General features: G+C 67.3%; 27 protein-coding genes and 1 pseudogene. 18 read left to right on the top strand and 10 right to left on the bottom strand.

Annotation, left to right across the window (positions count from 1 at the left end; all coding sequences use genetic code 11):
• Position 1 precedes the first annotated feature (1 nt).
• From VLK31_RS19020 to VLK31_RS19030, 3 genes are read left to right on the top strand one after another with little or no spacing between them, the layout of a single operon-like run.
• Positions 2 to 1,396, top strand: a complete 1,395-nt coding sequence (locus VLK31_RS19020; RefSeq protein WP_409169988.1) for a CoA transferase — start codon at positions 2 to 4, stop codon at positions 1,394 to 1,396.
• A 12-nt stretch (positions 1,397 to 1,408) separates the two neighbouring features.
• Positions 1,409 to 2,488: a DUF4241 domain-containing protein gene (locus VLK31_RS19025; protein WP_409169989.1), complete on the top strand. Its 1,080-nt coding sequence runs from the start codon at positions 1,409 to 1,411 to the stop codon at positions 2,486 to 2,488.
• A gap of 18 nt (positions 2,489 to 2,506) precedes the next feature.
• On the top strand, positions 2,507 to 2,830 hold the full coding sequence (locus tag VLK31_RS19030; RefSeq protein ID WP_409169990.1) for a hypothetical protein: 324 nt from the start codon (positions 2,507 to 2,509) through the stop codon (positions 2,828 to 2,830).
• Between the two features lie 18 nt (positions 2,831 to 2,848).
• Here the strand turns inward: VLK31_RS19030 and VLK31_RS19035 are convergent, their stop codons facing one another.
• On the bottom strand, positions 2,849 to 3,745 hold the full coding sequence (locus tag VLK31_RS19035) for a LysR substrate-binding domain-containing protein (RefSeq protein WP_409169991.1): 897 nt from the start codon (positions 3,743 to 3,745) through the stop codon (positions 2,849 to 2,851).
• 109 nt (positions 3,746 to 3,854) lie between these two features.
• On the opposite strand from VLK31_RS19035, the gene VLK31_RS19040 reads away from it, so the two are divergent.
• Genes VLK31_RS19040 through mmsB form a run of 5 tightly spaced genes read left to right on the top strand, consistent with a single transcriptional unit; the run spans position 3,855 to position 9,008 of the window.
• Complete coding sequence (locus VLK31_RS19040) at positions 3,855 to 5,378, top strand: CoA-acylating methylmalonate-semialdehyde dehydrogenase (protein ID WP_409169992.1); 1,524 nt, start codon at positions 3,855 to 3,857, stop codon at positions 5,376 to 5,378.
• Complete coding sequence (locus VLK31_RS19045) at positions 5,375 to 5,773, top strand: lysozyme inhibitor LprI family protein (protein WP_409169993.1); 399 nt, start codon at positions 5,375 to 5,377, stop codon at positions 5,771 to 5,773. The genes VLK31_RS19040 and VLK31_RS19045 overlap by 4 nt, the downstream gene beginning before the upstream one ends.
• The gene (locus VLK31_RS19050; protein WP_409169994.1) at positions 5,770 to 6,924 is read left to right on the top strand and encodes an acyl-CoA dehydrogenase family protein; all 1,155 of its coding nucleotides are present in this window, start codon (positions 5,770 to 5,772) and stop codon (positions 6,922 to 6,924) included. The genes VLK31_RS19045 and VLK31_RS19050 overlap by 4 nt, the downstream gene beginning before the upstream one ends.
• Before the next feature lie 28 nt (positions 6,925 to 6,952).
• A complete protein-coding gene (locus tag VLK31_RS19055) occupies positions 6,953 to 8,071 on the top strand; it encodes an enoyl-CoA hydratase/isomerase family protein (RefSeq protein WP_409169995.1) in 1,119 nt (372 codons plus the stop codon).
• 40 nt (positions 8,072 to 8,111) lie between these two features.
• Complete coding sequence (gene mmsB, locus VLK31_RS19060; protein WP_409169996.1) at positions 8,112 to 9,008, top strand: 3-hydroxyisobutyrate dehydrogenase; 897 nt, start codon at positions 8,112 to 8,114, stop codon at positions 9,006 to 9,008.
• A 15-nt stretch (positions 9,009 to 9,023) separates the two neighbouring features.
• Here the strand turns inward: mmsB and VLK31_RS19065 are convergent, their stop codons facing one another.
• A complete protein-coding gene (locus tag VLK31_RS19065; protein ID WP_409169997.1) occupies positions 9,024 to 9,359 on the bottom strand; it encodes a hypothetical protein in 336 nt (111 codons plus the stop codon).
• On the opposite strand from VLK31_RS19065, the gene VLK31_RS19070 reads away from it, so the two are divergent.
• The 5 genes and pseudogenes from VLK31_RS19070 (at position 9,358) to VLK31_RS19090 (ending at position 12,793) form a co-directional block, all read left to right on the top strand.
• Positions 9,358 to 10,038: a DUF1345 domain-containing protein gene (locus tag VLK31_RS19070; protein ID WP_409169998.1), complete on the top strand. Its 681-nt coding sequence runs from the start codon at positions 9,358 to 9,360 to the stop codon at positions 10,036 to 10,038. The two genes, VLK31_RS19065 and VLK31_RS19070, sit on opposite strands and share 2 nt — an antisense overlap.
• A 5-nt stretch (positions 10,039 to 10,043) precedes the next feature.
• Positions 10,044 to 10,778, top strand: coding sequence for a hypothetical protein (locus tag VLK31_RS19075; protein WP_409169999.1), 735 nt, complete (start codon positions 10,044 to 10,046; stop codon positions 10,776 to 10,778).
• Positions 10,779 to 10,956: 178 nt separating this feature from the next.
• Positions 10,957 to 11,304: pseudogene (locus VLK31_RS19080) on the top strand (5-methyltetrahydropteroyltriglutamate--homocysteine S-methyltransferase); the annotation flags it as partial.
• A 127-nt stretch (positions 11,305 to 11,431) separates the two neighbouring features.
• Positions 11,432 to 12,235, top strand: a complete 804-nt coding sequence (locus VLK31_RS19085) for a hypothetical protein (protein WP_409170000.1) — start codon at positions 11,432 to 11,434, stop codon at positions 12,233 to 12,235.
• Between the two features lie 210 nt (positions 12,236 to 12,445).
• A complete protein-coding gene (locus VLK31_RS19090; RefSeq protein ID WP_409170001.1) occupies positions 12,446 to 12,793 on the top strand; it encodes an alpha/beta hydrolase in 348 nt (115 codons plus the stop codon).
• Positions 12,794 to 12,881: 88 nt separating this feature from the next.
• Here the strand turns inward: VLK31_RS19090 and VLK31_RS19095 are convergent, their stop codons facing one another.
• Entirely contained in the window at positions 12,882 to 13,772 is an 891-nt protein-coding gene (locus VLK31_RS19095) for a LysR family transcriptional regulator (protein WP_409170002.1), read from the bottom strand.
• A gap of 105 nt (positions 13,773 to 13,877) precedes the next feature.
• Between VLK31_RS19095 and VLK31_RS19100 the strand changes: the two genes are divergently transcribed.
• Positions 13,878 to 15,257 carry an amidohydrolase family protein gene (locus VLK31_RS19100; RefSeq protein ID WP_409170003.1) on the top strand — a complete coding sequence of 460 codons (1,380 nt, stop codon included), beginning with the start codon at positions 13,878 to 13,880 and terminating at the stop codon, positions 15,255 to 15,257.
• A 190-nt stretch (positions 15,258 to 15,447) separates the two neighbouring features.
• Positions 15,448 to 16,335, top strand: a complete 888-nt coding sequence (locus VLK31_RS19105) for an MBL fold metallo-hydrolase (protein ID WP_409170004.1) — start codon at positions 15,448 to 15,450, stop codon at positions 16,333 to 16,335.
• A 55-nt stretch (positions 16,336 to 16,390) separates the two neighbouring features.
• On the opposite strand, the gene VLK31_RS19110 is transcribed toward VLK31_RS19105, so the two are convergent.
• Positions 16,391 to 16,969, bottom strand: coding sequence for a DNA-3-methyladenine glycosylase I (locus tag VLK31_RS19110; RefSeq protein ID WP_409170005.1), 579 nt, complete (start codon positions 16,967 to 16,969; stop codon positions 16,391 to 16,393).
• A 62-nt stretch (positions 16,970 to 17,031) separates the two neighbouring features.
• On the opposite strand from VLK31_RS19110, the gene VLK31_RS19115 reads away from it, so the two are divergent.
• A complete protein-coding gene (locus VLK31_RS19115; protein WP_409170006.1) occupies positions 17,032 to 18,798 on the top strand; it encodes a dipeptidase in 1,767 nt (588 codons plus the stop codon).
• A 19-nt stretch (positions 18,799 to 18,817) separates the two neighbouring features.
• Here VLK31_RS19115 and VLK31_RS19120 read toward each other — a convergent pair whose 3' ends face one another.
• The 6 genes from VLK31_RS19120 to VLK31_RS19145 all read right to left on the bottom strand — a co-directional run bounded on the left by VLK31_RS19120 (position 18,818) and on the right by VLK31_RS19145 (position 23,368).
• The gene (locus tag VLK31_RS19120; RefSeq protein WP_409170007.1) at positions 18,818 to 19,135 is read right to left on the bottom strand and encodes a chaperone modulator CbpM; all 318 of its coding nucleotides are present in this window, start codon (positions 19,133 to 19,135) and stop codon (positions 18,818 to 18,820) included.
• Positions 19,136 to 19,137: 2 nt separating this feature from the next.
• Positions 19,138 to 20,100 carry a DnaJ C-terminal domain-containing protein gene (locus VLK31_RS19125; RefSeq protein WP_409170008.1) on the bottom strand — a complete coding sequence of 321 codons (963 nt, stop codon included), beginning with the start codon at positions 20,098 to 20,100 and terminating at the stop codon, positions 19,138 to 19,140.
• A 57-nt stretch (positions 20,101 to 20,157) separates the two neighbouring features.
• Entirely contained in the window at positions 20,158 to 20,817 is a 660-nt protein-coding gene (locus tag VLK31_RS19130; RefSeq protein ID WP_409170009.1) for a histidine phosphatase family protein, read from the bottom strand.
• Positions 20,818 to 20,825: 8 nt separating this feature from the next.
• On the bottom strand, positions 20,826 to 21,464 hold the full coding sequence (locus VLK31_RS19135; RefSeq protein WP_409170010.1) for a CDP-alcohol phosphatidyltransferase family protein: 639 nt from the start codon (positions 21,462 to 21,464) through the stop codon (positions 20,826 to 20,828).
• 169 nt (positions 21,465 to 21,633) lie between these two features.
• Positions 21,634 to 22,410, bottom strand: a complete 777-nt coding sequence (locus tag VLK31_RS19140; RefSeq protein ID WP_409170011.1) for a glutamine amidotransferase — start codon at positions 22,408 to 22,410, stop codon at positions 21,634 to 21,636.
• Positions 22,411 to 22,468: 58 nt separating this feature from the next.
• The gene (locus VLK31_RS19145) at positions 22,469 to 23,368 is read right to left on the bottom strand and encodes a LysR family transcriptional regulator (RefSeq protein ID WP_409170012.1); all 900 of its coding nucleotides are present in this window, start codon (positions 23,366 to 23,368) and stop codon (positions 22,469 to 22,471) included.
• Positions 23,369 to 23,548: 180 nt separating this feature from the next.
• Between VLK31_RS19145 and VLK31_RS19150 the strand changes: the two genes are divergently transcribed.
• Together VLK31_RS19150 and VLK31_RS19155 are read left to right on the top strand one after the other, a co-directional pair.
• Positions 23,549 to 24,727 (top strand): CaiB/BaiF CoA transferase family protein, encoded by a 1,179-nt coding sequence (locus VLK31_RS19150; RefSeq protein WP_409170013.1) that lies wholly within the window; start codon positions 23,549 to 23,551, stop codon positions 24,725 to 24,727.
• Positions 24,720 to 25,664: a hydroxymethylglutaryl-CoA lyase gene (locus VLK31_RS19155; RefSeq protein ID WP_409170014.1), complete on the top strand. Its 945-nt coding sequence runs from the start codon at positions 24,720 to 24,722 to the stop codon at positions 25,662 to 25,664. The genes VLK31_RS19150 and VLK31_RS19155 overlap by 8 nt, the downstream gene beginning before the upstream one ends.
• Positions 25,665 to 25,695 lie beyond the last annotated feature (31 nt).

Genomic DNA, 25,695 nt, shown 5'->3' on the forward strand with positions numbered 1-25,695 from the left:
AATGAATGCGAGCGAAGCGCTGGGTGGTATCTGGCGACAGGCCGGTCTGCCCGAAGAGGCTCTGTCATGGGTGCGGCTCACGGGCGCCGACCCGGTGCTGCCGTCGTCCTTTGCGGTGGGCGCGGCGGCGCAGAGCACCATCGCCGCGGCGGCACTGGCCGCCTGCGAGCTGGGGCATCTGCGCGGCACGGCACGCCAGCAGGTCGAGGTCGACATGCAGCATGCGGCGCTCGACTGCACCGGCTGGTTCAGCCTCGACGGCCGCGTGCCCGACCTGTGGGACACCTTCTCGGGCCTGTACCGCTGCGCGGACGGCTGGGTGCGCGTTCACGCCAACTTTGCGCACCACCGCGACGGCGCGCTGCGGCTGCTGAAGCTCGACCCCGCGACAGCCACGCGCGCGGATGCCGAAGCGGCCATGGCCACCTGGCGCGCGAAGGATTTCGAAGACGCCGCCGCCGCGCAAGGCCTGGTGGCCACCGCGCTGCGCCGCTTCGACGAATGGGACGCCACGCCGCAAGGCCAGGCCATTGCGGCCCAGCCGCTCTTCACCATCGAGCGCATCGGCGACGCACCGCCGCGCGCGCTGCCGCCGCTGCACGAAGACCAGCGCCCGCTCACCGGTGTGCGCGTGCTCGATCTCACGCGCATCCTGGCCGGGCCGGTCGGTGGCCGCGCGCTGGCGGCCTATGGCGCAGACGTGATGCTGGTCAATTCGCCGCACCTGCCGAACATCGAATCGATTGCCGACACCAGCCGCGGCAAGCTCTCTGCGCATGTCGACCTGCGCACCGACGAAGGCCGCGCAGCGCTGCAGAAACTCGCTGCCGACGCGCATGTGTTCGTGCAGGGCTACCGGCCCGGCGGTGTCGCGTCGCTGGGCTTCGGGCCGGCCGAACTGGCGCGGCTGCGGCCGGGCATCGTGTGCGTGTCGCTCACCGCCTACGGCACGCAATGCCCGTGGGCCGGCCGACGCGGTTTCGATTCGCTGGTGCAGACCGCCATGGGCTTCAACCATGCGGAAAGCGAAGCAGCGGGAGACGGCAAGCCCAGGCCGCTGCCCATGCAGATCCTCGACGAGGCGACCGGCTACCTGATCGCCTTCGGCGCGGCCGCCGCGCTCAGGCGCCAGCAGCAGGAGGGCGGCAGCTGGCATGTGCAGGTGTCGTTGGCGCAAACGGGGCAGTGGCTGCGTGGACTGGGGCGCGTGCCGGGCGGGCTGTCGATCGCCAAACCGGACCTGAAACCTTACGTCGAAACCTCGGCCTCCGGCTTCGGCGAACTGGCCGCGTTGCGGCACAGCGCGCAGCTGTCGCGCACGCCCGGCGCGTGGCCGCGCCCGTCGATGCCGCCGGGCAGCCATCCGCCGGTGTGGCCCGCCCTCGGCGGGGAATGAGAAACTGGGCGCATGCCTTATCTAGATACCGACAACCTGCAAGCGATCTTTCAAGACTACGAAACCTTGCGCGCGCACCATCTGCAACGTCAGCCGTGCGGCGTGTTGCACATCACAAGCGGGCGCATCGTGGCGTGCGATCCGCTGGTGCAACCCGAGCGCCAACCCTTCGCGCGTGAGCTGCAAGCGCGCGGCGCTTTCCCCGTCGAGGTGCTGCATGACCACGGCTGCCATGCGCTGGCGGTGCTGTGGCTGCGCGAACGCGACGGCCTGCGCGCTGAGGGCCTGCAATGGGAGCCGGCGTTGATCGACGGCCAGTCGCAAGCCGAACTCGGCGACGACGAATTCCACGGCTACCCGGTGGACGCCGGCGTCGGCTGTTTCATGGACGCCGATGCGGCGCTCGCCATGTCGCAGCGCGAAGCCCAGGAGGCCGCCCGCCCCGACTTCACCAGCTACTACGACGACGTGCTGGCCGGCGAAATGGGCGACGCCCACATCGCCGACCACTACCCCGCGGGCGCGGGCGGCGCCAACAACCTGGTGATCTTCAGCGCGGGCTGGGGCGACGGCAGCTACCCCAGCTTCTGGGCCCTCGACGCGGCGGGCGAACCCGTGGCGCTGGTGACCGACTTCATGACCATTACCGGCGGCGACGCGCGCGACGAGAACGACAAGCGCGGCGATGCCTACAAGGCCAGCCTTTCGCCGGAGAAGCTGGCCGCGCTGGAAGCTTTGGGCACGGCGGCGGTGGCGGGTGACGCTGCAGCCATTGCGCCGTTGCTTGCGGCGGGCCTGGCGGGCGCGAACGAGATCGTGCCCTCGCTCGGCGAAACCGCCCTCATGAGCGCCATTCGCATGAACCAGCTCGACGCCTTGCGCGTGCTGCTGGGCGGTGTGCGGGGCCTGCCGATGCCGCCGCAGCTCTACACCGTGGACGAGGAGGAGAGCTACCTTGCGTACGCGCGCCGGCTCAGGAAGCCGCGCGTCGAAGGGTTGATCGAACTGCTGGAGCAGGCCGAGGCCCAGGCCGCGACAGGCGCGGCCGAACCGGTGGCACGCCCCGGTCTGTGGAAACGCATTTTTTCTTGAACACCGCAGGAGCGGACGATGAGCAGATACGAAGGAAGGCCGCTGCTGCGGCTGGTGGATTGCTGGGTGCTGGACGCCATCGAGCAGCTCGACGACACCAAGCGCGAGACGCTGGAAGCGCTGGAGCCCAGGCTTGCGCAGACGTTTCTCGCGACAGGAACCTGGCAGGAGATCGTCGCCGGCCAGATGGGCTTTGCCGACGATGTGCCCGACATGGTGCGGCACTTCTGGCGCCGCTACCTCGACCATGCGGAAACCGAGAACCTGCGCGTGGACCCGCAGGCCTTCGTGGTCGAGTTTGTGGCGCAGAACTTTCCGGCCATCGCGCCGCCCAAGCGCTGAGGCGCTTCGAGTGCGCCCTCAGCCCAGAGGCAAAAGCAACAGCTTGTGCTGCGCCTGCGCTGTGCTGCGCAAGAACTCCCACACCGCCTGCATGCGCACCAGGTGCTTGGTCTCCGCGGGCATCGACATCCAGAAGGTCCGCGTGAAGGTTGCCTGGCCCGGCAGCGCGGGCTTCAGCGCACTGTCGTTCTGCGCAATGAAGGCCGGCAGCACCGCCATGCCCGCACCGGCGGCCACCGCGCTGTGCTGCGCCAGCACGCTGGTGCTGCGCAGCGCGAAGGTGTCGGGGCGATGCAGTTCGTCCAGGTACTGCAGCTCCTTGCTGAAGAGCAGGTCGTCCACGTAGCTGATGAAGGTGTGGCCACGCAGGTCTTCGCGGGTCTTGATGGGCTTGTGCGCGGCCAGGTATTTTTTCGACGCATAGAGCCGCAGCGTGTAGTCGGTGAGCTTGCTCACCACCACCGGCCCGCGCGCGGGCCGCTCCAGCGAGATGACGATGTCGGCCTCGCGCCGCGACAGGTGCACCAGCCGCGGCATGGCCAGCAGGTCGATGGTGAGCCGGGGGTGCTCCCGTGCGAACAAGGCCAGCTGCGGCGCCAGGATCACCGTGCCGAAACCCTCGGTCGCGCCGATGCGCACCAGGCCCGACAGCCCTTCGTGCGATGCGCTCGCCGTGCTCTCCACCGCGCGGAACGCGCCCTCCATGGCCTCCACCTGCGGCTGCAGCCTTCGCCCCGCCTCCGTGAGCCGATGCCCGCCCGACTCGCGCGAGAACAGCGGCGCGCCCACCTCCTTCTCCAGCGCCTGAATGCGCCTTGCCACGGTGGTGTGGTCGACCTCCAGCCGCCGGGCCGCGCTCATGAGCGTGCCCGAGCGTGCGAGTTCCAGAAAGTAGCGCAGGTTGTCCCAGTCCATGGTCTGCAATTATGCAGATCGACGGTGCGTATTTGTCTATTGCCATGGCAATTTTGCAAAGCTAGCATGCACGGCTGAACCGTATTTCATCCCCCAGGAGACAAAACCCATGGACGCCAAAGTCAAGCCCGCAGCCCAGATCGCCACCGTCAAGCTTTTGATCGGCGGCAAGCTGGTCGAATCCAAGACCACCGAATGGCGCGACGTCGTCAACCCGGCCACGCAAGAGGTGCTGGCCCGCGTGCCCTTCGCCACGCCGGCCGAGCTGGACGCCGCCGTCGCCTCCGCCAAGGAAGCCTTCAAGACCTGGCGCAAGACCCCCATCGGCACGCGCGCCCGCATCTTCCTGAAGCTGCAGCAACTCATTCGCGAGAACATGGGCGAGCTGGCCGCCATCCTCACGGCCGAACAGGGCAAGACGCTGCCGGACGCCGAAGGCGATGTGTTCCGCGGCCTCGAAGTGGTGGAGCACGCATCGAACATCGGCAACCTGCAACTCGGCGAACTGGCCAACAACGTGGCCAACGGTGTGGACACCTACACGCTGCTGCAGCCGCTGGGCGTGTGCGCCGGCATCACGCCGTTCAACTTCCCCGCGATGATTCCGCTGTGGATGTTCCCCATGGCCATCGTCACCGGCAACACCTTCGTGCTGAAGCCTTCCGAGCAAGACCCTATGGTTACCATGCGCCTGTGCGAGCTGGCGATGGAAGCCGGCATTCCGCCCGGCGTGCTGAACGTGATTCATGGTGGCGAGGCCATCGTCAACGGCATTTGCGACCACAAGGACATCAAGGCGATCAGCTTCGTGGGCTCGACCAAGGTCGGCACGCACGTCTACAACCGCGCCACGCTGGCCGGCAAGCGCGCGCAATGCATGATGGGCGCGAAGAACCACGCCATCGTGATGCCCGACGCCAACAAGGAGCAAACGCTCAACGCCATCGCCGGTGCGAGCTTTGGCGCAGCCGGCCAACGCTGCATGGCGGTGTCGGTGGCGGTGCTGGTGGGCGAGGCGCGCAACTGGGTGCCCGAACTCATCGCGAAGGCCAAGACGCTGAAGATTGGCGCGGGCACCGAGAAGGGCGTGGACGTGGGCCCGCTGGTGTCTTGCGCTGCCTACGACCGTGTGAACAGCCTGATCGAACGCGGCGAGGCCGATGGCGCCAAGCTGGTGCTCGACGGCCGCAAGCCTACTGTGCCCGGCTACGAGAAGGGCAACTTCGTCGGCCCGACGATCTTCACCGGCGTGAAGCCCGGCATGACGATCTATGACCAGGAAGTGTTTGGCCCGGTGCTGTGCGTGGCAGATGCCGAGACCATCGACGAAGCCATCGAGATGATCAACAGCAACCCGAATGGCAACGGCACGGCCATCTTCACGCAGTCGGGTGCCGCGGCGCGCCGCTTCCAGGAAGACATCGACATTGGCCAGGTCGGCATCAACGTGCCGATTCCGGTGCCGGTTCCGATGTTCTCGTTCACCGGCTCGCGTGCATCGAAGCTCGGTGACCTGGGCCCGTACGGCAAGCAGGTGATCATGTTCTACACGCAGACCAAGACGGTCACGGCGCGCTGGTTCGACGACAGCACCGTGAGCCACGGCGTCAACACCACCATCAGCCTCAAATGAGGCCAGGGCTTCGCGCTGCCGCCTGGGGCGCGGTGGCGGCGGTGGCGTTGCTTTGTGGCAATGCGCAGGCCGCTGCCGATGCCGACCCGGAGGGTTGCAACCCCAACGGCAACCAGATGCAGATGAACGAGTGCGCGGCGCGCGATTTTCGTGCGGCCGACGCCGAGCTCAACATCCGCTACGGCGAGGTGATGAACACGCTCTCCTCGCAGATGCGCGTGGCGCTGCGCACCGAGCAGCGGGCCTGGCTCAAAGGCCGCGACGCCAATTGCAAGCGTGCGTCCAAAGCCAGCGAGGGCGGCTCCATCTGGCCGCTGGTGTTCAACGCATGCCTGGAAAAATCAACCCGCAAACGAACCGCTGAACTGGACCGCTGGAAGGGGCGCGAGCAATGAATTTCGAACTGTCCGAGGAACAGAACGCCTTTGCGCAGAGCGCGCGCGCCTTTGCGCAGGCCGAGTTCGCGCCGCATGCGGCGCAGTGGGACGCCGAGGCCATCTTCCCCAAGGAGGCCATTGCCAAGGCCGGCGAGCTGGGCTTTTGCGGGCTCTATGCGCCCGAGCGCATCGGCGGGCTGGGACTGCCGCGGCTCGATGCGGCGCTGGTGTTCGAGGAGATGGCCGCGGTCGACCCCTCGACCACGGCCTTCATCACCATCCACAACATGGCGACCTGGATGCTTGGCACCTGGGCGACAGACGCCGTGGCGCAGCAGTGGGGCGAAGACCTGACCAGCGGACGCAAGCTGGCGTCGTACTGCCTCACCGAGCCGGGCGCCGGGTCGGACGCGGGCTCGCTCAAGACGCGCGCCGAGTTGCAGGGCACCGAGTACGTCATCAACGGCGGCAAGGCCTTCATCTCCGGTGCGGGCGCGACCGACGTGCTGGTGCTGATGGCGCGCACGGGCGGCGCGGGCGCGAGCGGTATCTCGGCCTTTGCGGTGCCGGCCGATGCGCCGGGCGTGAGCTACGGCAAGAAGGAGCACAAGATGGGCTGGAACAGCCAGCCCACGCGCACCATCAACTTCGACAACGTGCGCGTGCCCGCGCACAACTTGCTGGGCAAGGAAGGCGAGGGCTTTCGCATTGCGATGAAGGGACTGGACGGCGGGCGCATCAACATCGCGACCTGCTCGGTGGGCGCGGCGCAGGGCGCGCTCGACGCGGCACGCCGCTACCTGCATGAGCGCCAGCAGTTCGGCAAGCCGCTGGCGAGTTTTCAGGCGCTGCAGTTCAAGCTGGCCGACATGGCGACCGAGCTGGTGGCGGCGCGCCAGATGGTGCGCCTGGCCGCGAGCAAGCTGGACGCGGGCCATGCCGACGCCAGCACCTACTGCGCGATGGCCAAGCGCTTTGCGACCGATGCGGGCTTCAACGTCTGCAACGACGCGCTGCAACTGCATGGCGGCTACGGCTACCTGAGCGAGTTCCCGCTGGAGCGGCTGGTGCGCGACACCCGCGTGCACCAGATCCTGGAGGGCACGAACGAAATCATGCGCGTCATCGTTGCGCGAAAATTGCTCGAAGGCGACAGCGACATCCGCTGAGCGTCGTGCACCTGGAATCTTTCAAACAATGACCGACAACGTAGTTCTCTTCGACGAAATCAAGACCGCCGATGGCCAGCGCTTTGCGGTGGCCACGCTCAATTCACCCGCCTCGCTCAACGCACTGTCCGTGGACATGGTGCGTCTGCTCACGCCCAAGCTGCGCGAGTGGGCACAAGACGCCGGCATCGTCGGCGTGCTGCTGCAGGCGGCGGGCGAGAAGGCCTTCTGCGCCGGCGGCGACCTGCGTCAGCTCTACCAGACGCTGCTCGACTGCGGCCCCGCGCGCAACACCTACGCCGAAGACTTCTTCCGCGAAGAGTACGAGCTCGACCACCTGATCCACACCTTCCCCAAGCCCTTTCTGTGCTGGGGCCACGGCATCGTGATGGGTGGCGGCGTGGGTCTGCTGGCCGGCGCCTCGCACCGCGTGATGACGCTGCAAAGCCGCATCGCCATGCCAGAGATCAATATCGGCCTGTACCCCGACGTGGGCGGCAGCTGGTTCCTGCGCCGCACGCCGGGCCGCACCGGTCTGTTCCTGGCGCTCACCGCCGCCAACATCAATGCGCACGACACCATCTTCTGCGGCCTGGCCGATGTGCTGGTGCCGCAAGAGCGCAAGGCCGACGTGCTCGCGGCCATCGCGTCCACGCAATGGACTGGCGGCGACGCCAAGGCCGACCGCGCCACGCTGTCGCGCATTCTGGCCAAGGCCGGCGAGGGCGCCGAAATGCCGCCTTCGAAGGTGCGCGAGCACTACGACACCCTGAATGCTTTGATGGCCGGCGACGACCTGCTCGACATTGCCAAGCGCATGCGCGAACTGCAAAGCGACGACGCGTGGCTTCAGTCCGCTGCCAAGACCTTCGCCAAGGGCGCGCCGAGCTCGGCCGCGCTGAGCTTCGAGCTGTGGCAGCGTGTGCCGCGCATGTCGCTGGCGGAGGTGTTCCGCCTGGAGTACTGGGCCTCGCTGGGCTTCTGCGCGCACAAGGACTTCGCCGAAGGCATTCGCGCGGTGCTGGTCGACAAGGACCGCAACCCGCGCTGGAACCCGGCCACGCTCGAGGAGATCACGCCCGCCTTCATCGACGACCACTTGCGTCCGCGCGGCGAGATGCCGCCTGAGTTGGCGTCGCTGAGCTGACCCTCACCCTTCACTGCACAGAACAACGGAGACAAGACACATGAAGATCGCTTTCATCGGCCTGGGCAACATGGGCGGCCCCATGGCCCTGAACCTGCTCAAGGCCGGCCATACGCTCAGCGCGTTCGACCTGTCGGACGAAGCCTGCAAGAAGTTCGGCGGCCAAGGCCTGCCCATCGCCAATTCGGCGGCCGAGACGGTGGCAGGTGCCGACGTGGTCGTCAGCATGCTGCCGGCCAGCGCGCATGTGGAGGGCCTGTTCCTCGGCGGCGCGGGCAAGCCCGGCCTGCTCGACAGCATCCGCGCCGGCACGCTGGTGATCGACAGCAGCACCATCGCCGCGGCCACGTCGCGCAAGGTGGCCGAGGCGGCCAACGCCAAGGGCATTGCGATGATCGACGCGCCCGTGTCGGGCGGCACCGGTGGTGCCATTGCCGGCACGCTGACCTTCATGGTCGGCGGCGAAACCAAGGACCTGGAGCGCGCGCGCCCGGTGCTCGAGAAGATGGGCGCCAACATCTTCCACGCCGGCGCGGCCGGCGCGGGGCAGACCGCGAAGATCTGCAACAACATGCTGTTGGGTATCTTGATGATCGGCACGTCGGAAGCGCTGGCGCTGGGCGTGGCCAACGGGCTCGACCCGAAGGTGCTGAGCGAGATCATGCGGCGCAGCTCGGGCGGCAACTGGGCACTTGAAAAGTACAACCCGATGCCCGGCGTGATGGAAACCTCGCCGGCCTCGAAGAACTATGCCGGCGGCTTTGGCACCGACCTGATGCTCAAGGACCTGGGCCTGGCGCAGGAAAACGCTGCTGCGGTGCGCGCTGCCACGCCCTTGGGCGGCCTGGCACGCAGCCTGTACGCGGCACACAGCCTCGCGGGCCATGGCGCGCTCGATTTCTCGAGCGTGCTGAAGCTGGTGCAGAAGCCTTCTTGAAGAGCGCCGGGGCGATCAGCCGTAGTGGGCCTTCAGAGCCCAGAGCACCCCGATCACCACGACGAACAGCACAAAGAAAAGAACCCAGGCGCGGGTGAACGCCTGGTTTTCCGTGAGCTGGGGAGTGGCTGCCGTGGAGGGCGTCGCGGGGGCGGGAATGGGAGCAGGAACGGCGGGTGGTGGTTGAATCATTCCCGACTGTACCCCGCTGCGCCGTTGCAAAAATGCGGTTTCGTCAGGTCGCCGCAAGACTGCTTCAACGACAGTCGCGGGGCAGACCTCCATACCGCGGTCAGGCCGCTTCCATGCCACCGCGCCGCAAAGGCGGGTGAGCCGCTTCTCACCGCCCATGAAAATTCCAAGACACCCGCTCCTGCGCCAGTTGGCAGTTCGCCCGCGCCTGTTCATTGCCACGGCCATCGCCATCGCGGTCGGCATGCTGCTGCCCTCGGCCATCGAGGCGCATCTGGTCACGCGCCTGCTGATCGCCTGGAACACGGGCGCCTGCCTGTATGTGCTGCTGGCGGCCATCATGATGACGCGGTCGTCGCAGCAGCACATGCGCTACCGCGCCAAGATGCAGGACGAGGGGCAGATCGTCATTTTGGTGCTGGTGGTGGTGTCGGCCATTGCGAGCCTGGCGGCCATCGGCGGCGAGCTGGCGGTGGTGAAGGACATGCACGGCCTGGAGAAGATCGCGCACGTTGCGCTGGCGGGGCTCACGGTGGTGTCGTCGTGGGCGTTCACGCAGATCATGTTCACGCTGCACTACGCGCACGACTACTACGCGGCAGACGCTGACGACGGCAAGGGGCGCAAGCCCGGCATCCAGTTCCCGGAAGACGACGCGCCCACCTACGGCGACTTCTTCTACTTCTCGGCGGTGATCGGCACCTCGGGCCAGACAGCGGACGTGTCCTTCGTGTCCAAGCCGATGCGGCGCATCGGCTCGGTGCACTGCATCCTGGCGTACCTGTTCAACACCACGGTGCTGGCGTTGCTCATCAACATTGGCGCGAGCCTGTTCTGAACGCCATGACACGCACGCACCACCGCTTCGCGGCCATGGCACTGCTGTGCCTTGCACCCGCCGCCTGGGCGGACGACGAGGCGGCCGAGCCGCCGTTCAAGCTCACCGTGGGCGCCTACCGCGTGTCGGGCGGCGGTCTGCCCGCAGGGCCGGGGCTGGACCTGAACCTGCGCTACACCTACGGCGACGGCAATGTGTGGATCGGCTGGTTCCGCTCGCCGGTGCTCGACTTCGCGCAGCCGCGCGCGGGCTGGGACCACACCTTCACCTGGGGGCCGGTGCGGGTGCTGCCGTCGCTGCAGGCGGCGTCCGGCGGGTTCGTGGGCGGCAGCCTGGCGGTGGAAACAGGCGACAGCTGGTTCGTGGGCACGGGGCTGGGCCGCACCAACCTGCGCAACTATGCGAACCTGAACTTCGACCCGAACGATTCGTACACGGTGTACGGCGGCTACAAGTGGACGGACGGCACGGCGCTGTCGCTTTCGCTGATTCGCGACAACCGCCTGAACCCCGATCAGCAAGACGTGCACCTGGTCTACCGCCTGCCGCTGCCCGAGCGGCAGCGCCTGACCCTCGACCTGCTGGCCAAGCAGGGCACGGTCGACGGGCAGTTCATTCGCCGTGCCGGCCTCACCGTCACCTACGACTGGCCGCGCTGGTTCGTTCGTGCGGCGTACGACCCGAAGGTGAACTTCACCTCGCAGAACATGGTGCGGTTGTCGGTGGGCACGCGGTTTTAGCCTTCGCTCCCTCCCCCAAAGGGGGAAAGAGCAAGGCAGCCCTACGCGCGCTTCGACTTTTCGGGGCGACGAACCGGAGTTGTCGCGCTACTTCAAGATGGCGCGCGGCGTGGAGAGCGAAGCCGGCCATGTGCACGACGACAGCTGCAACCACGGCGCCGAAGGCACCGTCGCGCTCGACATCCTGCCGGAAATTGCCGCGATGGACGCCGCCGTGATCACCATTGAAACGAGCCGCTCCGACATGGAACTGCTGCGCGGCTTTGGTGGTGAAAAAAATGCGGGGGGCTTTCGCTACCCGAACGAGATTGGCCCGGACGTGTACGACATCCATTCGCCGCGCGTGCCCTCGGTCGACGAAATCGTGCGCCTCATGCGCAAGGCCGCGGCCGTGGTGCCGCACCAGAACCTGTGGATCAACCCCGACTGCGGCCTGAAGACCCGCGGCTGGCCCGAGACCGAGGCGGCGCTGTCGAACATGGTTACCGCGGCCAGGCTGTTTCGCGCGGAACTCGCGACGGCCTGAGCGGCCAGCAGAGAGACGGGGCAGGGCGGGGTCATGCCTGCGCGCCAATAATGGCGCCATGCTTGCCCTGAACCGCCTCTCTTTCTTTTCGCCCGCCCGTTTCCCCGTACTTCTTCTGTTGCCAGCATTGCTCGCTGCCCCCTTGGTGGGCTGGGCGCAAAGCCGCGCGGAGGCACTGCTGCAGTTCGAAGGCGTGCCCGCGCGCTACCAGGCTTCGTATGCGCCGGGCGCGGTGGCGCGCGGTGCGAAGGAACTGCTGGACCCTGACGATGCCGCCATCGCAGGCAAGGCCCTGAAGGCACTCGATGCGGCCGCAACGCGTGCCTTCAACGCCAAGGCGTCGGTCGCGGCCATCCAGCAGGAAGTGGCATCGGCCGGCAACGGCGCCCCCGCCCCCAGCCCCGAACTGCGGGCCGCCGTGGCCCGCTTCGCGAAGCTGCGCACCGACTACCTCGCCATGAGCGAGGCCGGCCGTGCCGAATTCTTCAACCGCGAGCGTGCCCGCCCCGCAGACCCTGCGCGCACCGAGCTGCTCGAACGCATGGCCGTGGGCGACGTGCGGGACATCGACTTCTCGAGCCAGCTGCTCATGAGCGCGGTGGTCAAGCAACTGGCGCGCGGCAACGGCGCCCAGCTCAGCGGGCTGCCCGACAGCACGCTGGACATGGCGCTGGACACCCTGTGGTCGCGTGGCGTGACCTCCACGCGCCCGCGCAACCTGATGATCGTGGCGCGCGAGTTCGAGAAGCAGATCACCCAGGCGCTGATTGCGGCCTTGACCGATGCCGACGTTGCCGTGCTGCTGGCCTGGCGCAACGAGCCGCAGACCGCGGCCGAGCGCGAAGCCCTGGTGGGCACCTACCGGGCCGAGGTCAAGGGCAGCGGCGGGGTGGCGCTGCGCACGCTGGTGCGCGGCTGGCCGAAGTCTTGAGGGTGCGGCGACTGGCATGCAACGTGCTTCAAAGATTTGCACGAAATGCCAGTTTTGGCACACGAAAGGGCAGTTGAGTTAGCGACGTCAGAAAGTTCCTCGTCATTGTTTCAATTTCATGAACACTGCGATTCGATTGAATAGGGTTTTCCCTAGCAATCGGGGTGCACACTTGCGGCACACAAAAAGCCCAGTAAAGAAGGAATTGAAATGAACACCTCGAAGATCCTCGCCGCCGCCGCTCTGTCCCTGCTCGCCGCCGCTGGCGCCCATGCAGAAACCTACGAAGGCGTGCAAGCCGTGACCTCCGGCTACAGCCGTGCCGACGTGGCACCGCAAGCAGTGGCTGCCGCCCGCGCCGGCAATACCTACGGTGACGGCATCTCCTCGACCGTGGCACCCGCCCTGACCGCATCGGCCGACCGCGCCACCATCCGCACCGAAGCCGTTGCCGCTGCCCACGCACCAGGCCAGAACCTGCGCCGCGAATCGTTCGCCGACAGCGTGGTGCCTGCCCAAGCCAAGGCCCGAACCTTCACGCGCCAAGCCGGCCTGTAATCGACGGCGGCGCAAGCCGCTTTGGTCAGCCGCCAAAAAACCGGACCCTGCGAAAGCAGCGTCCGGTTTTTTCATTTGGCCGCGACCCTCAGCAGAAGATTCGCGTGCGCGAGAGTTCTGTCTTGAGCCAGGTCGAGACAGCGCCCGTCTTTGCCTCGGTACGCCAGGTGAAATCGAGCCCCACCGTCCATTTGGTGAACGGGTAGGCCTTGAGCTGCATTTCGACGAGATCGCCGGCGGCAAGCTCGCTCGCAATCAGCCATTTCGCAACGATGGACCAACCCAGGCCGCTCTTCAACAACTGCAGCAGCGCAACGCTGCTCTGCACATAGACCCGTTTGGGCGACTTGAGGTATTCGCTGGTCAGCAAATGCTTCGACTGCGCTTCCAGCAGCAGTTGAAGATGGTCCGCCAACTGCGAAAACCGGATGTCCCTGGTGCGCGACAGCGGGTGATTCTGGTGCACGGCGTTGACGAGCGTCACGTGTCCGAGGCGGCAAAACTCCATCCCCTGCGGATAGTGGGCCCGCGCGCAACCCAGCCCGAGCATGGCTTCGCCGTTCTGCACCATGGTGAGCAAGTCGGTTTTCGACGGCTGAACGATGTTGATCTCGACGCCGGGAAATCGCTTGTGAAACGCCGTCAGCACGGGCGCGATCTGCTCGCACGGAAAGGCGTCCTCGATCCCGATGGTGACGCTGGTCTCGAAGTGGGTGGTCAACACGCTGGCGCGTTCCCTGAGGCTGTTGCAGTGCGACAGGATGGCATCCGCCTCTGTCAGCAAGGCCTCGCCCGCCGGCGTCAGCACCGGATACCGACCCGTGCGATCGAACAGCGTCACACCCAGATCGATCTCCAGGTCGCCGATTGCCGTGCTCACGGCGGACTGCGCCTTGCGCAAGGTTCGTGCGGTCGCGGAGAACGACTTCTCCCTTGCTGCCGCAACGAAGACCACGAGTTGATCGAGGCTCAGGTTCATTCGACTTATCGGAATTTCTGATGGGTCCTGATTTTAGGTAGCAGCCCTTGCCGAACAAAAATCTTCCGCCGCAGGTTCGCTGCCCTTGTCAGAAAGATCAATGAGATGAACCCCTTGCTTCTTCATGCAGACCACGTGCTCACGATGAACGCCAAGCGCACTGTCATTGCCGATGGCGCGGTGCTGGTAGGTGCCGACGGCCGAATCGCCGCGGTCGGCAGCGCGGCCGCGCTCCTGAACGACAACCCCGGCGTCGAAGTGAAGCGCCTCGCGCACAGGCTGCTCATGCCGGGGCTGGTGAACACGCACGCGCATTCCGGAATGCTTCGCGGCACGGCGGAAGGCCTTCCTGTTTGGGATTGGCTGCAGCAGTACATCGACCCCATGCACCGGGTGCTTCGGCCGGACGAAGCGGAGATGGCGTCGCGCCTGTGCTACGCCGAAGCCCTTCTCTCCGGAACCACGACCATTGTGGACATGTGGCGCCACATGGAAGGAAGCGCCAGGGCGGCCCGCGATCTTGGTATTCGCGCGGTGCTGGTTCCCTATGTTGCGGAGCACCCCGACCACGACTACTTCGAGACGCTCGACACCAATGAAGACCTCATCAGGAAATGGCACAACGGGGCTGACGGGCGAATTCAGGTCTGGGTCGGCATGGAGCACATGTTCTACGCCACGCCGGACGCCTGGAAGCGAGCCGCCGAGATCAGCCAGCGCTACGGCGTGGGTTTTCATACCCACAGCAACGAGAGCAGGTTCGACGTCGAGGAAACGCAACGCCGCTACAACCTGAGACCGATCGAGGCCCTGCAGAAGTTCGGCCTGCTGGACGCGCCGAAGGTGCTGCTCGCGCACTGTGTGTGGCTGTCCGATGCCGAGATCGACATCCTGGCGCGACGGGGCATCGGCGTGGCCCACAACCCCGTGAGCAACATGAAGCTGGCGAGCGGCGCCGCGCCGGTGGAAGCACTGCTTGCAGCGGGCGTGGCCGTCGGGTTGGGCACCGACGGCGAGAAGGAGAACAACAACCTCGACATGTTTGACGAGATGAAGACAGCGTCGCTGCTGGCAAAGTTTTCCAAGCTCGATGCCGCGGCGCTGGACGCCTGGTCGGTCTGCGACATGGCCACCGCGGGAGGTGCGCGCGCCCTGGGCATGGGCAGCGAAATTGGCTCGGTCGAACCGGGAAAACAAGCGGACCTGATTGCCGTGCGCACCAACACCCCGCGCATGACGCCGCTGCTGGGTGGACCGCAGGGCAACCTTCACCACAACCTGGTGCACGCTGTGCAAGGCGGCGACGTGGACATGACCATGGTTGCGGGGCGCATTCTGGTGCAGGGTGGTCAGCTCGTTTCCGGCGACCTTCAGGCGCTGATAGGCGACGTCAACACCGCGGTACCTGGCCTGTTCTCCCGCCGCAAGGCATGGCTCGATGCGAAGGGCGGCTCGAAGAACGCGTTGCAGCGCGACGGTGTCTGAGGCCGAGAACGCGCAGGTACTGGTCACGAATCACATTCGCGCACCCGATCTCGCCCTCGGCGATGTATCGCCAAACCGGATCGATACCGACTTTGTGCATGGAGCCCGAACTGAAATGATCCGGCATCGATGTCCATCGGTTCGCGCTTTAGAAGCCAACCAACCAACCAACTACCCAACAAAGTCTGTCATGCAGTTCATCCGCACTTCCTTGCTCGCCTGTCTCTTTGCATCGACAGCCGCCGCCGCGCAAATGCCTGTTCCGGCGCCCTTTCAGGTGCAGAACATCGCGCCCGGCATCGAAGTGATCTTTGGTGGAGGTGGCAACGTGACGATGGACCACGGCGGCGCACGCATCTTTCTGGTCGACGCCAAGTCGCCCAATGTGGCCGAGCAGTTCGTGTCCGCTGTCCACGCGGTGTCTGCGAAGCCGGTCATGGCCGTGGTCAACACGCATTGGCATTTCGACCATGTCGGTGCGAACCAACTGCTGCACAAGGCGGGTGCGAGCGTCATTGCCCAAGCCAACGTGCGCCACCGAATGGCGGATGGCGGAACCATTTCGTTCTTGAAGATGGCCGTCGAGCCGGCGCCGAAGAACGCGGCACCCGGGTCGGTCTATCAAACATCGCAGACGTTGAAAGTCGGCAGCGACACGGTGCAACTCGTGCACGTGGCCCGCGCCCATACCGACGGGGACACGTTGGTCAAGTGGGCGCATGCCAATGTGCTGGCGACTGGCGACATCTACATTCGCCACGGCCTGCCCTTTGTGGATCTTTCGTCGGGAGGTTCGCTGCGCGGCTTCATCGCGGCTGTCGACAAGTGCATCGCGCTGTCCGACGACCACACGGTGGTCGTGCCGGGACACGGCGAGCTGTCCACACGCGCAGACCTCGTGGCGTTTCGTGACCGCCTGAAGGCGATCACCGATGCGATCGATGAGCAGGTCCGGGCCGGCAAGTCCCTCTCGGAGATTCAAGCCCTGCGCCTGGCGGATGCCTGGCCGAAGGACGCGCGCGACTTTGTGAAGCCCGATCAGTTTGTCGCGATGGCAGTCGAAAGCCTGCGCGATTGAGGCAAGCAAGCGGCACGATCAAGGCCCCGCGTCAGGCTCCGAACGCGAAGGCCCTTCATCCATTCTTCTGCTTCGCCCCATGCCGGTGGCAGTCGTGCGCATGGTCGTCCACGATGCCCGTGGCCTGCATCCACGCATACACGATCACCGGCCCCACGAACTTGAAGCCGCGCTTTTTCAGCGCCGCTGAAATGTCTTCCGACAGCGGCGTCTTCACCGGCACGCTGCCGCTGCGGTTGACGATGGGCTTGCCGCCGGCCATGCCCCAGATGAATTGCGAGAAGTCTTCGCCCGCCGCCTGCATGGCCAGGTAGGCGCGCGCGTTGCCGATGGTCGCCTGGATCTTCGAGCGCGAGCGCACGATGCCTGCGTTTTGCAGCAGCCGCTCGATGTCGGCCTCGGTGAACTGCACGATCTTCTCGGGCACGAAGCCCTCGAACGCCTTGCGGAAGGCGTCGCGCTTGCGCAGGATGGTGAGCCACGACAGCCCGGCCTGGAAGCCGTCGAGCATGAGCTTCTCCCACAGCGCGCGGCTGTCGTGCTCGGGCACGCCCCATTCGGCGTCGTGGTAGGCCGCCAGCAACGGGTCGGTTCTGGCCCAGGCGCAGCGGATCTTGTCGGTGGTTGGACTCATGGTGCTTTTGTTTTTCGCTCGGCTATCGTCGGGTGTTTGTTCAACATGAGGGAGGCAGGCGCATGCCGCATATTCAATTTCCATTGTCCGCCCTGTCGATGGGCCTCGCGACCACGCTCGTGCTTGGCCTCGGTGCATCCGTGCACGCCGACACGCTGAAGAAACCGCAGCTCGACAGGCTCGCCGCCGCTTGGCAAGACGGCACGACAAAGTCCAAAACCAAACTGCCGAAAAATTTCAGTGCCTTCCTCGCCCAGGCCGCCAAGGCCGACCCCGCGCTGAAGCCGAGCGTGGCCGCGTACCGCGCCAGCAAGCCGCTGGCGGGCGACGAACTGGTCACCATCGCGCGCCTGCTCGGCCTGTACAACCGGCTGCAGAACCAGCAGGCCGTGATCGCGAGCATCGGCGCCATGGTGGCGATTCCGACAGTGCGCAACGTGCAGGTGCCGCCGCATGAAAGCCCGCAGATCATCGAGTTCGGCAAACTGGTCGAGAAGATGGCGGGCGACTTTGGCCTGGCGTACCGCAACGTCGACAACCGCATCTTCGAAGTGAGTCTGAAGGGCAAGGGCACGGAGGAGTTCGGCATCCTCACGCATGCCGACGTGGTGCCCGCGGTGCTGTCCGAATGGGTGCTCGACGACGGCACGCGGCTCGACCCCTTCAAGATGCAGCGGGTGGGCGACTTTCTCTACGGCCGCGGAACCATCGACGACAAGGGCTCCATCGCCGCCGTGCTCTACGCCATGAAGGCAGTGAAGGACAGCGGCCTGCCCATCGAGCGCAGCGTTCGCCTGATGATCGAGACCACCGAAGAAACCGGTGGCGACGCCATGCAGTACTACCGCACCAGGACGCAGCTGCCGGCGTACAACATCGTGCTCGACAGCAAGTACCCCGCAGTGGTGGCCGAGAAGGGCTCGGGCGCGCTGAAGGTGCTGTTCCCTGCCGAGCCGGCCGATGCGGCTTCGACGGCCATCACGGCGATGAGCGGCGCCGCATCGGCCAACGCCATTTCGCAGACCGCGATGGCCACGCTCAAGGGCGGCGATCTCGCGGCCGTGGTGGCAAGGCTCGAAGCCGCCAGGCCCGCCTTCCTGCAGAAGTACGAAGGGCAGGGCGGCAAGTTTTCCATCGACATCGCGCGCGGCGCCGACAGCATCGAGCTGAAGGTGACGGGCGTGTCGGCGCACGGCTCGCGCCCGGAAGAAGGCGTGAACCCGCTGCCGCGCCTGGCGCTCTTCCTGCAGGAAAGCGGCGCGCCGCTGGCCGCCAACCACTACCTGAAGGCCGTGAAGTACATCGATGCGCTCTACGGCACCGGCTACCTCGGCGAGAAACTGGGCCTGGGCTATGCGGACGACTTCATGGGCCCGCTGACCTTCTCGCCCAACCTTGTGCGCATGGGCAGCAACGACAAGCTCGAAGTCACGGTGAACGTGCGCATGCCGCGCGGTCGCACGCCGGACGAGCTGAAGGCGCAGGTCACATCGAAGATCGATGCCTGGGCCGGCGCGAATGGCGTGAAGCTGGAGGTGGCCTACGACCAGGGCAACTGGATGGCGCGCGACCCGCAGGGCGCATGGCTGTCAACGCTGCTGAACATCTACGGCGACACCACCGGCCTGGAGGCCAAGCCGGTGCCCACCGCCGGCAGCACCACGGCCAAGCTGATGCCCAACGCCATCAACTTCGGCCCCGCGATGCCGGGCAAGAAGTACACGGCGCACAACGCCAAGGAATACAAGGAAGTGCCCGACCTTGACGCCGACATGCAGATGTTCACCGAGATGCTGGTGCGCATCGGCAACCTGAAGCAGATGCAGTAGCGGGCGGCCCGCTCAACCCTCAACCCAGCCTGTGCGCGTGCAGCGCGGCCTTGAGCCGGCGCACCGCGTGCTGCAGGTCGATGATGAGCGCGGCGGCATCGAGCCCCACGCCAAAGTCGCGCTCCAGCCGGCGCGCTTCGAGCGCGTGCTGCAGGTCGGCGCTGGAGAACTGCCAGCGCTCGGGCGGCGTCTCGCGCGTTTCGATGTGCAGGATGCCGACCTCCACCAGTTGCACCACCCAGGCGGTGTCGGCGCCGACGGCGTGCGCCAGTTCGGTGGCCGCCAGCGGCTGCGAGGCGCTGATGGCGGTGGCGGTTGTGAGTGTGAAATTCACCATGCTCAGACTCCCAGATGCTGGCGTGGGTGGAACGATGCGGTGGCTTGCGCCAGCTGTTCGTAGGCCTTGCGGGCCTCGTCGCTGTCGGCGGGCGGCAGGGCGATGTCGATCAGCAGGTACAGGTCGCCAGGTGTCTTGCCCGCGAGCCCGCGGCCCTTCAGCCGCAGCTTCAGTCCATTGCGCGCGTTGCGCGGCACGGTGACTTCGACCACGCCGCCGGTGGGCGTGGGCACCTGCACCTGCGCGCCCAGCGCCGCCTCGGCGGGCGTGACCGGCAGCGTCATGTACAGGTCGCGTTCTTCCACGCGGTACAGCTTGTGCGGCGCGATGCGCACCTCCAGGTAGAGGTCGCCCGCGCCTTCGCCGCCGTGGCCGGGCATGCCTTGCCCCGCGAGGCGGATGAACTGGCCGGGGTGCACGCCCGGCGGAATCTTCACGCTGAGCGTGCGGTTCTCCCACTGCGGGTGGCCTTGCGCGTCGACGGTTTGCGCGCGCAGCGTGATCTCGCGCTCCACGCCGTTGAGCGCGTCTTCCAGCGCGATCTCGATGGCCGCATGGTGGTCTTCGCCGCGCGCGCGAAAGTTCTGCCGCTTGGCGTCGCGGCGCTCGGCTTCGCCGAACAGTGACGAGAAGAACTCGCTGAAGTCGGCATGGTCGGCCGGGCCTTGGCGCGGGCCGCGGTGGAACTCGAAGCCTTCGTCCCAGCCGGGCGGCGGCTGAAAGCCGCCTTCGGGGTGGCCGCCGCGCGCGACACGCTCGGCCAGCGCGTCGTAGGCGGCGCGCTTTTCCTTGTCGCCCAATACGTCCTTGGCCTCGTTGATGTCGCGCATGCGCTGCTCGGCGTCGGGCTCCTTGCTGACGTCGGGGTGGTACTTGCGTGCGAGCTTGCGGTAGGCCTTGCGCACTTCGTCATCGGACGCGGTGCGTTCGATGCCCAGGGCGCTGTAGTAGTCCTTGAAATCCATGGTGTGTGGCAGTTCGTTGGGTGGACGGCTTGGCGGGGTCTGGGCGCCTGCTTGGCGCTAGGCCAGGGACGCCCCTTCGCCGCCGGCATGCCGCAGCAGCGGCGTTACGGCCCAGGTGGGGCCGGCACGCTCAAAACGCAATGGCTGCGCGTTGCCCATGATGGCCACGTCGACCGGCACGCCCAGCAGCGCGGCCAGCACATAGAGCGTGCCGCCGTGCGCCACCACCAGCACCGGCGCGGGCTGCCGCAGCGCGGCGTCGAGCGCGGCGCGCGTGCGCTCGACGAACTGCGCGAGCGTTTCACCGCCCTCGGGCTCGCAGGCCCAGTCGATGTTGGCTGACGATGTGCCGATGAGCGCGCCGAAGTTGCGCTCGCGCAGCGTCTCGTGCGCCGTGGGCGCCAGGCCCAGCGCGGCGGCCACGGTGTGGGCGGTGTCGAAGGCGCGGCGCGCATCGCTGCACACGATGGTGCGGATCGGCTCGCCGGCCAGCAGCTCGGCGGCGCGCGCGGCCTGCTGCAGGCCCAGCTCGCTCAGCGGCTCGTCGGGCGCCTGGAACACGCGCAGTGCGTTGCGGCCGGTCTGGCCGTGGCGCAGAAAGTAGAAGTGGTCGCAGGCCGGCGCAAGCGGCTGTGCCTGCGCAAGCCGGACCAACTGGTCGAGGCCGCCGGCGGCGGTGTGAACAGGAGCGGGTGTGGGGGCCATCGGCAGTTGCATGGAGGGGCTCAGAACTTGGGGATGCGCAGCGTCTTGCTGATCATCAGCGTGCCGGACAGCGCGAACATCAGCGTCAGCGGATGCAACTGCCACGGGCCGATGACCCATGCGCCACCCCACAGGGCGCTGCCGATGTGGCCTTGCGAGGCCGCATACGCCAGCACGCCGACCAGCACCACGCTGGTGGGAATGGGCGTGCCTTCGAAATACTTCACCTTGTTGGCGCCTTCGGACAGCGACTCGGCCGTCACGTTGTAGCGCGCCAGCCGGCTCACGCCGCAGCACACGAAGTACACCAGCAGGACGCAGTCCCAGCCGCCGTTCAGGCCGGCCGCAAAGCCCAGCGCGGCGGGCGCCACGCCGAAGGAGATGATGTCGGCCAGCGAGTCGAGCTCGCGCCCGAGCGCCGATTGCGTCTGGCGCCAGCGCGCAATGCGCCCGTCGAACACGTCGAAGATGAAGGCTGCCGGTGCCAGCGCCGCGGCCCAGAGAAACTGCGTGAGCGACTGGCTGGCCATGAAGGCCATCGCCAGAAACACGCCGCCCACTCCGCAGGCCGCGTTGCCGAGCGTGAAGACGTCGGCCAGGTGGAACTCCCGAATCATCGAGAAGTGCTTGCGAACGGGCGCGGGGGAGGGAGTGGTCATGAAGAAGCGGGGGACGGGGAGGACAGGGAGGGCGGGGGACGTTTCGGAAACCTTCGGAAACGGCGAATTCTTTGCACCTTAACCGAAGCGCGTCGGGCTTTTTGTAGTCGCGGTCTGACGAAAAGGCACCCCTGAGGGCCGATGCGGGCCGATGCGGGCCTCCAGGGGCTCAAGCGCTCGGCTGCACCTTGCGCGCTGTGTCTGCCTTGTTCGCTTCGTTCGCCTCGACGATCCGCGCGAAGCGCCCCAGCAGCCCGGCCGCAGCGTCGGTGTCGACCACGCACTCGCGCAGCGCGACCGGGTCGGCGCCTTCGGTGCGCAGGCCGTCGGCCAGCATGTCGATGTAGCCGCGCATGGTGTCGGCGTCGAACTCGGGGTGAAACTGCACGCCCCAGGCGTTGCGCCCCGCGCGAAAGGCCTGCACCGGCTCGTGGTCGTTGCCGGCCAGGCGCACCGCGCCTTCGGGCAGGCGCAGCGCGCTTTGCCAATGCACCACGTTGGCCGAAAACTGCGCGGGCAGGTCGCGCAGCAGGGGGTCGGTGGCCGCGGCCTGGTCGAGCACCACCGTCACGCTGCCCACTTCCGCGCCCTGTGGGTGGTTGCCCGCCTCGCCGCCCAGCGCGTGCGCCAGCAACTGGTGGCCGTAGCAGATGCCGAGCACCGGCGTCTCGCGCGCCACCAGCTGCGCGAGCCAGGCAGCGGTGGTTTCGCTCCAGGGTTCGCGGTGCGACACCATGGCGTGCGAGCCCGTCACCACCACGCCGGACACCGCGTCCGCGTCGGGCAGCGTGTCGCCGCGGCGCGGGTCGATCACCACGATGGGCAGCAGCTGCGTGCCCAGCCCGTCCGCAATCCAGTGCTCGAAGTCGCCGCGCGCTGCGCGAAGGGTTTCAAAGGTGCTTCCGACCTTGACGATGACGAGCGGATGCGGGGGCGTTTTTTGCATGGCCGCCATCATGCCGCAGGCACTGTCGCGCCCCCTGCCGCAGCCCTGAAACACCGGCTCAGCGAGCGGTCTCCCGCCGGTGCAGCAGGTCCATGAAGGCTCGCCCCACCGGCGACGGGGAGCGGCCCGCGCGCGTCACCAGCCCGATGGGCCGCGACATGGTGGGCCGCCGCAGCGGCACCGTCACCAGCTCGTCGTTGCGCGTGAGCTGCAGTGCCAGCCGTGGCAACGCCGTGATGCCCAGCCCCGCGGCGACCAGCGCACCGGCCGCGGCCACGCTCGGGTATTCCAGCGACGGCACCACCTGCAGGCCGCGCTGCAGAAAAGCCGCATCGGTGATCGGGCGGATGCTGCTCCTGAAGCCGCTGGCAATGAAGGGCCGGGTAGCGAACACCTGCCAGGCGACCGAGGCGCGGCTGGCCAGCGGGTCGTCGCGCCGGCACAGCAGCACGAAGGGGTCGTCGATCAGGTGCCGGTACAGCATCGGCTCCTGCGGGCCGGGGCGCACGCTGATGCCGAAGTCGGCCCGGCCTTCGTCCACGGCGGAGCGCACCAGCTCGGCCGGCCCTTCGATCAGCGAGAACGCCACCGTCGGGTGGCTGCGGCGGAACTCGGCGATCGCGTGAGGCAGCACCGCCACGCCGATGGACGGCAGCGCCGCCACGGTCAGGTGCCCGCTGCGGCCTTCCAGAAACTGCGACAGCTCGCTGAACGAGCTGTGAAAGTTCTCCAGGATGCGCAGCGCAATCGGCAGCAGCTCGCGCCCGGCAGGCGTGAGCGCCACGTGGCGCGTGTCGCGGTCGAACAGCCGCGCGCCGGCCAGCGCTTCGACGATGCGGATGGTGCGGCTCAGCGCCGGCTGCGACACATGCAGCGCCAGCGCGGCGGCACGAAAGTTCGAGGTCTTGGCGACCTCTACAAAGGCCTCCAGCTGCTGCAGCGTGATGTCGATTCGCACGGTCGCACCCCGGTGGATTGATGCGTTCAAGTTATCACAGATATAGGAATATTCGTCTTCCCAGATCAATGCGCCAAGCCCAGACTGGCGGCCAACGAACAGAGACAACGGGCTCTTTGAAGAGCGCTTCGAAGAGCGCTTTGAAGGGCCCGCAACAGAGCCCGATACCGGGCGCGACACATGCAAGAAATACTGCAAGGCATCCGGGTGCTCGAACTCGGGCAGGTGCTGGCCGGGCCGTTCGCGGGCGCGATCCTCGCGGACCTGGGCGCCGACGTGGTCAAGCTGGAGCGCACCGAGGGCGGCGACGACGCGCGCCACATGGGCCCGGCGTTCCGGCACGGCGACGCGCTCAACTTTCATGTGTTCAACCGCGGCAAGAAGTCGGTGGCCATCGACCTCAAGAGCGCCGAGGGCATGGCGGTGTTCGAGCGGCTGGCGGGCGAGGCCGACATCCTCATTCACAACCTGCGCCCGGGCGTCACGCAGGCGATGCACATCGACGGGCCCACGCTGTGCGCGCGGCATCCGCGCTTGGTCTACTGCGAGATTTCTGCCTTCGGCCATACCGGGCCGCTGCGCATGCAGCCGGGCTATGAGCCGCTGATACAGGCCTTCAGCGGGCTGTCGAGCATCAACGGCGGCCCGGACGACCCGCCGCTGCGCACGGGGGCCTCGGTGTGCGACCAGGGCACGGGCATGTGGGCGGTGATTGGCGCGCTGGCGCTGCTGCAGCGGCGCCATGTCACGGGCAAGGGCGGCGTGGTGAGCGCGTCGCTGCTCGAGACCGCGCTGGTCTGGACCGGCCAGAAGGCCGACGCCTATGCCAACGAAGGGCGCCTGCCGGAGCGCCACCGCTCTGGTCATCCGGGCTTCGTGCCCTACGAATCCTTCGACACCGCCGACGCGCCGCTGCTCGTGTGCTGCGGCAACGACCGGCTGTTTGCCAAGTTCGCGCGCGAACTCGGCCGTGACGACTGGACCACCGACGAGCGCTTCGCCACCAACCGCCAGCGCTTGCGCCACAAGGCCGCGCTGTTCGCGCAGATCGTGCCGCTGCTGCGCACGCAGACCCGCGCGCAATGGACCGCGCGCTTCACCGCGGCCGGCGTGCCCTGCGCGCCGGTGCACACCGTGCCAGAGGCCATCGCCCACCCGCAGGTCGAGGCGCTGGGCATGCTGCAGGCGGTGCCGGGCGAAGACTTTCGGCTGACCGCGCTGCCGTTGTCGATCGATGGCGTGCGCCCGGCGCACCGCGCGGTCGCGCCACGGCTGGGCCAACACAACGCGGAGTTCGGGGCGCCCGCACGCAAGCAACCACCCCCCGAAGCTACCGACCAAGGAGCCGCCCATGCCTGACCTTCCCCGCCGTGTTCACCTGCACGAGGAGGGCCCGCGCGAGGGCTTCCAGATGGAGACCCGCCACATCGCCTCGACCGACAAGGTGCGCCTGATAGAGGCGCTGGCCGGCACGGGGCTCGCGGAGGTGCAGTGCGTGTCTTTCGTGAACCCCGAGCGCGTGCCCGGCATGGCCGACGCCGAGCTGGTCGCGCAGTCGATCCGCCGGCGCGAGGGCGTGCGCTACACCGGGCTGTGGCTCAACCTGCGCGGCATGCAGCGCGCCATGCGCACGCAGCTGGACATCGAGGGCACCATCGGCACCAGCGCGTCGGAGGCGTTCTTGCTGCGCAACAGCGGCCAGGGCCTGAGCGCGCTGCGCGAGGCCCAGCGCCAAACGCTGGCCTACTGCGTGGACCACCGCATTGCGGTGACGCGCGGCATTGTCACCACGGCCTTCGGCTGCAACTTCGAAGGCCCGGTTTCGCCCGCCACGGTGGTGGAGCGCGTGGCGCAGATGTTCGAGGTGATGGCCGAGTTCGGCCTGCGCCTGCCCATCCTGCGGCTGGCCGACACCGTGGGCTGGGCCACGCCCCGGTCCATTGCCGCGGTGGTGGGTGCCGTGCGCGAGCGCTGGCCCGACCTTCGGCTGGGCCTGCACCTGCACGACACGCGCGGCACGGCCATGGCCAATGCGCTGATGGGCCTGCAGATGGGCATCGACACCTTCGACAGCGCCTGCGCCGGCCTGGGCGGCTGCCCGTTCGCGGGCCACACCGGCGCGGCCGGCAACATCTGCACCGAAGACCTGGCCTTCATGTGCGAGGAGATGGGCATCGAGACTGGCGTGGACATCGACGCGCTGATCGACTGCGCGCAACTGGCCGAGAAGATCGTCGGGCATCCTTTGCCGGGCAAGCTCATGCGGGCCGGCACGCTGGCGCGTTTTCGGCAATGAAGCCCTGCGACAGAACCCCGATAAAAATTCC

The sequence above is a fragment of the Variovorax sp. H27-G14 genome (genome assembly GCF_046156345.1).
Taxonomy (GTDB): domain Bacteria; phylum Pseudomonadota; class Gammaproteobacteria; order Burkholderiales; family Burkholderiaceae_C; genus Variovorax.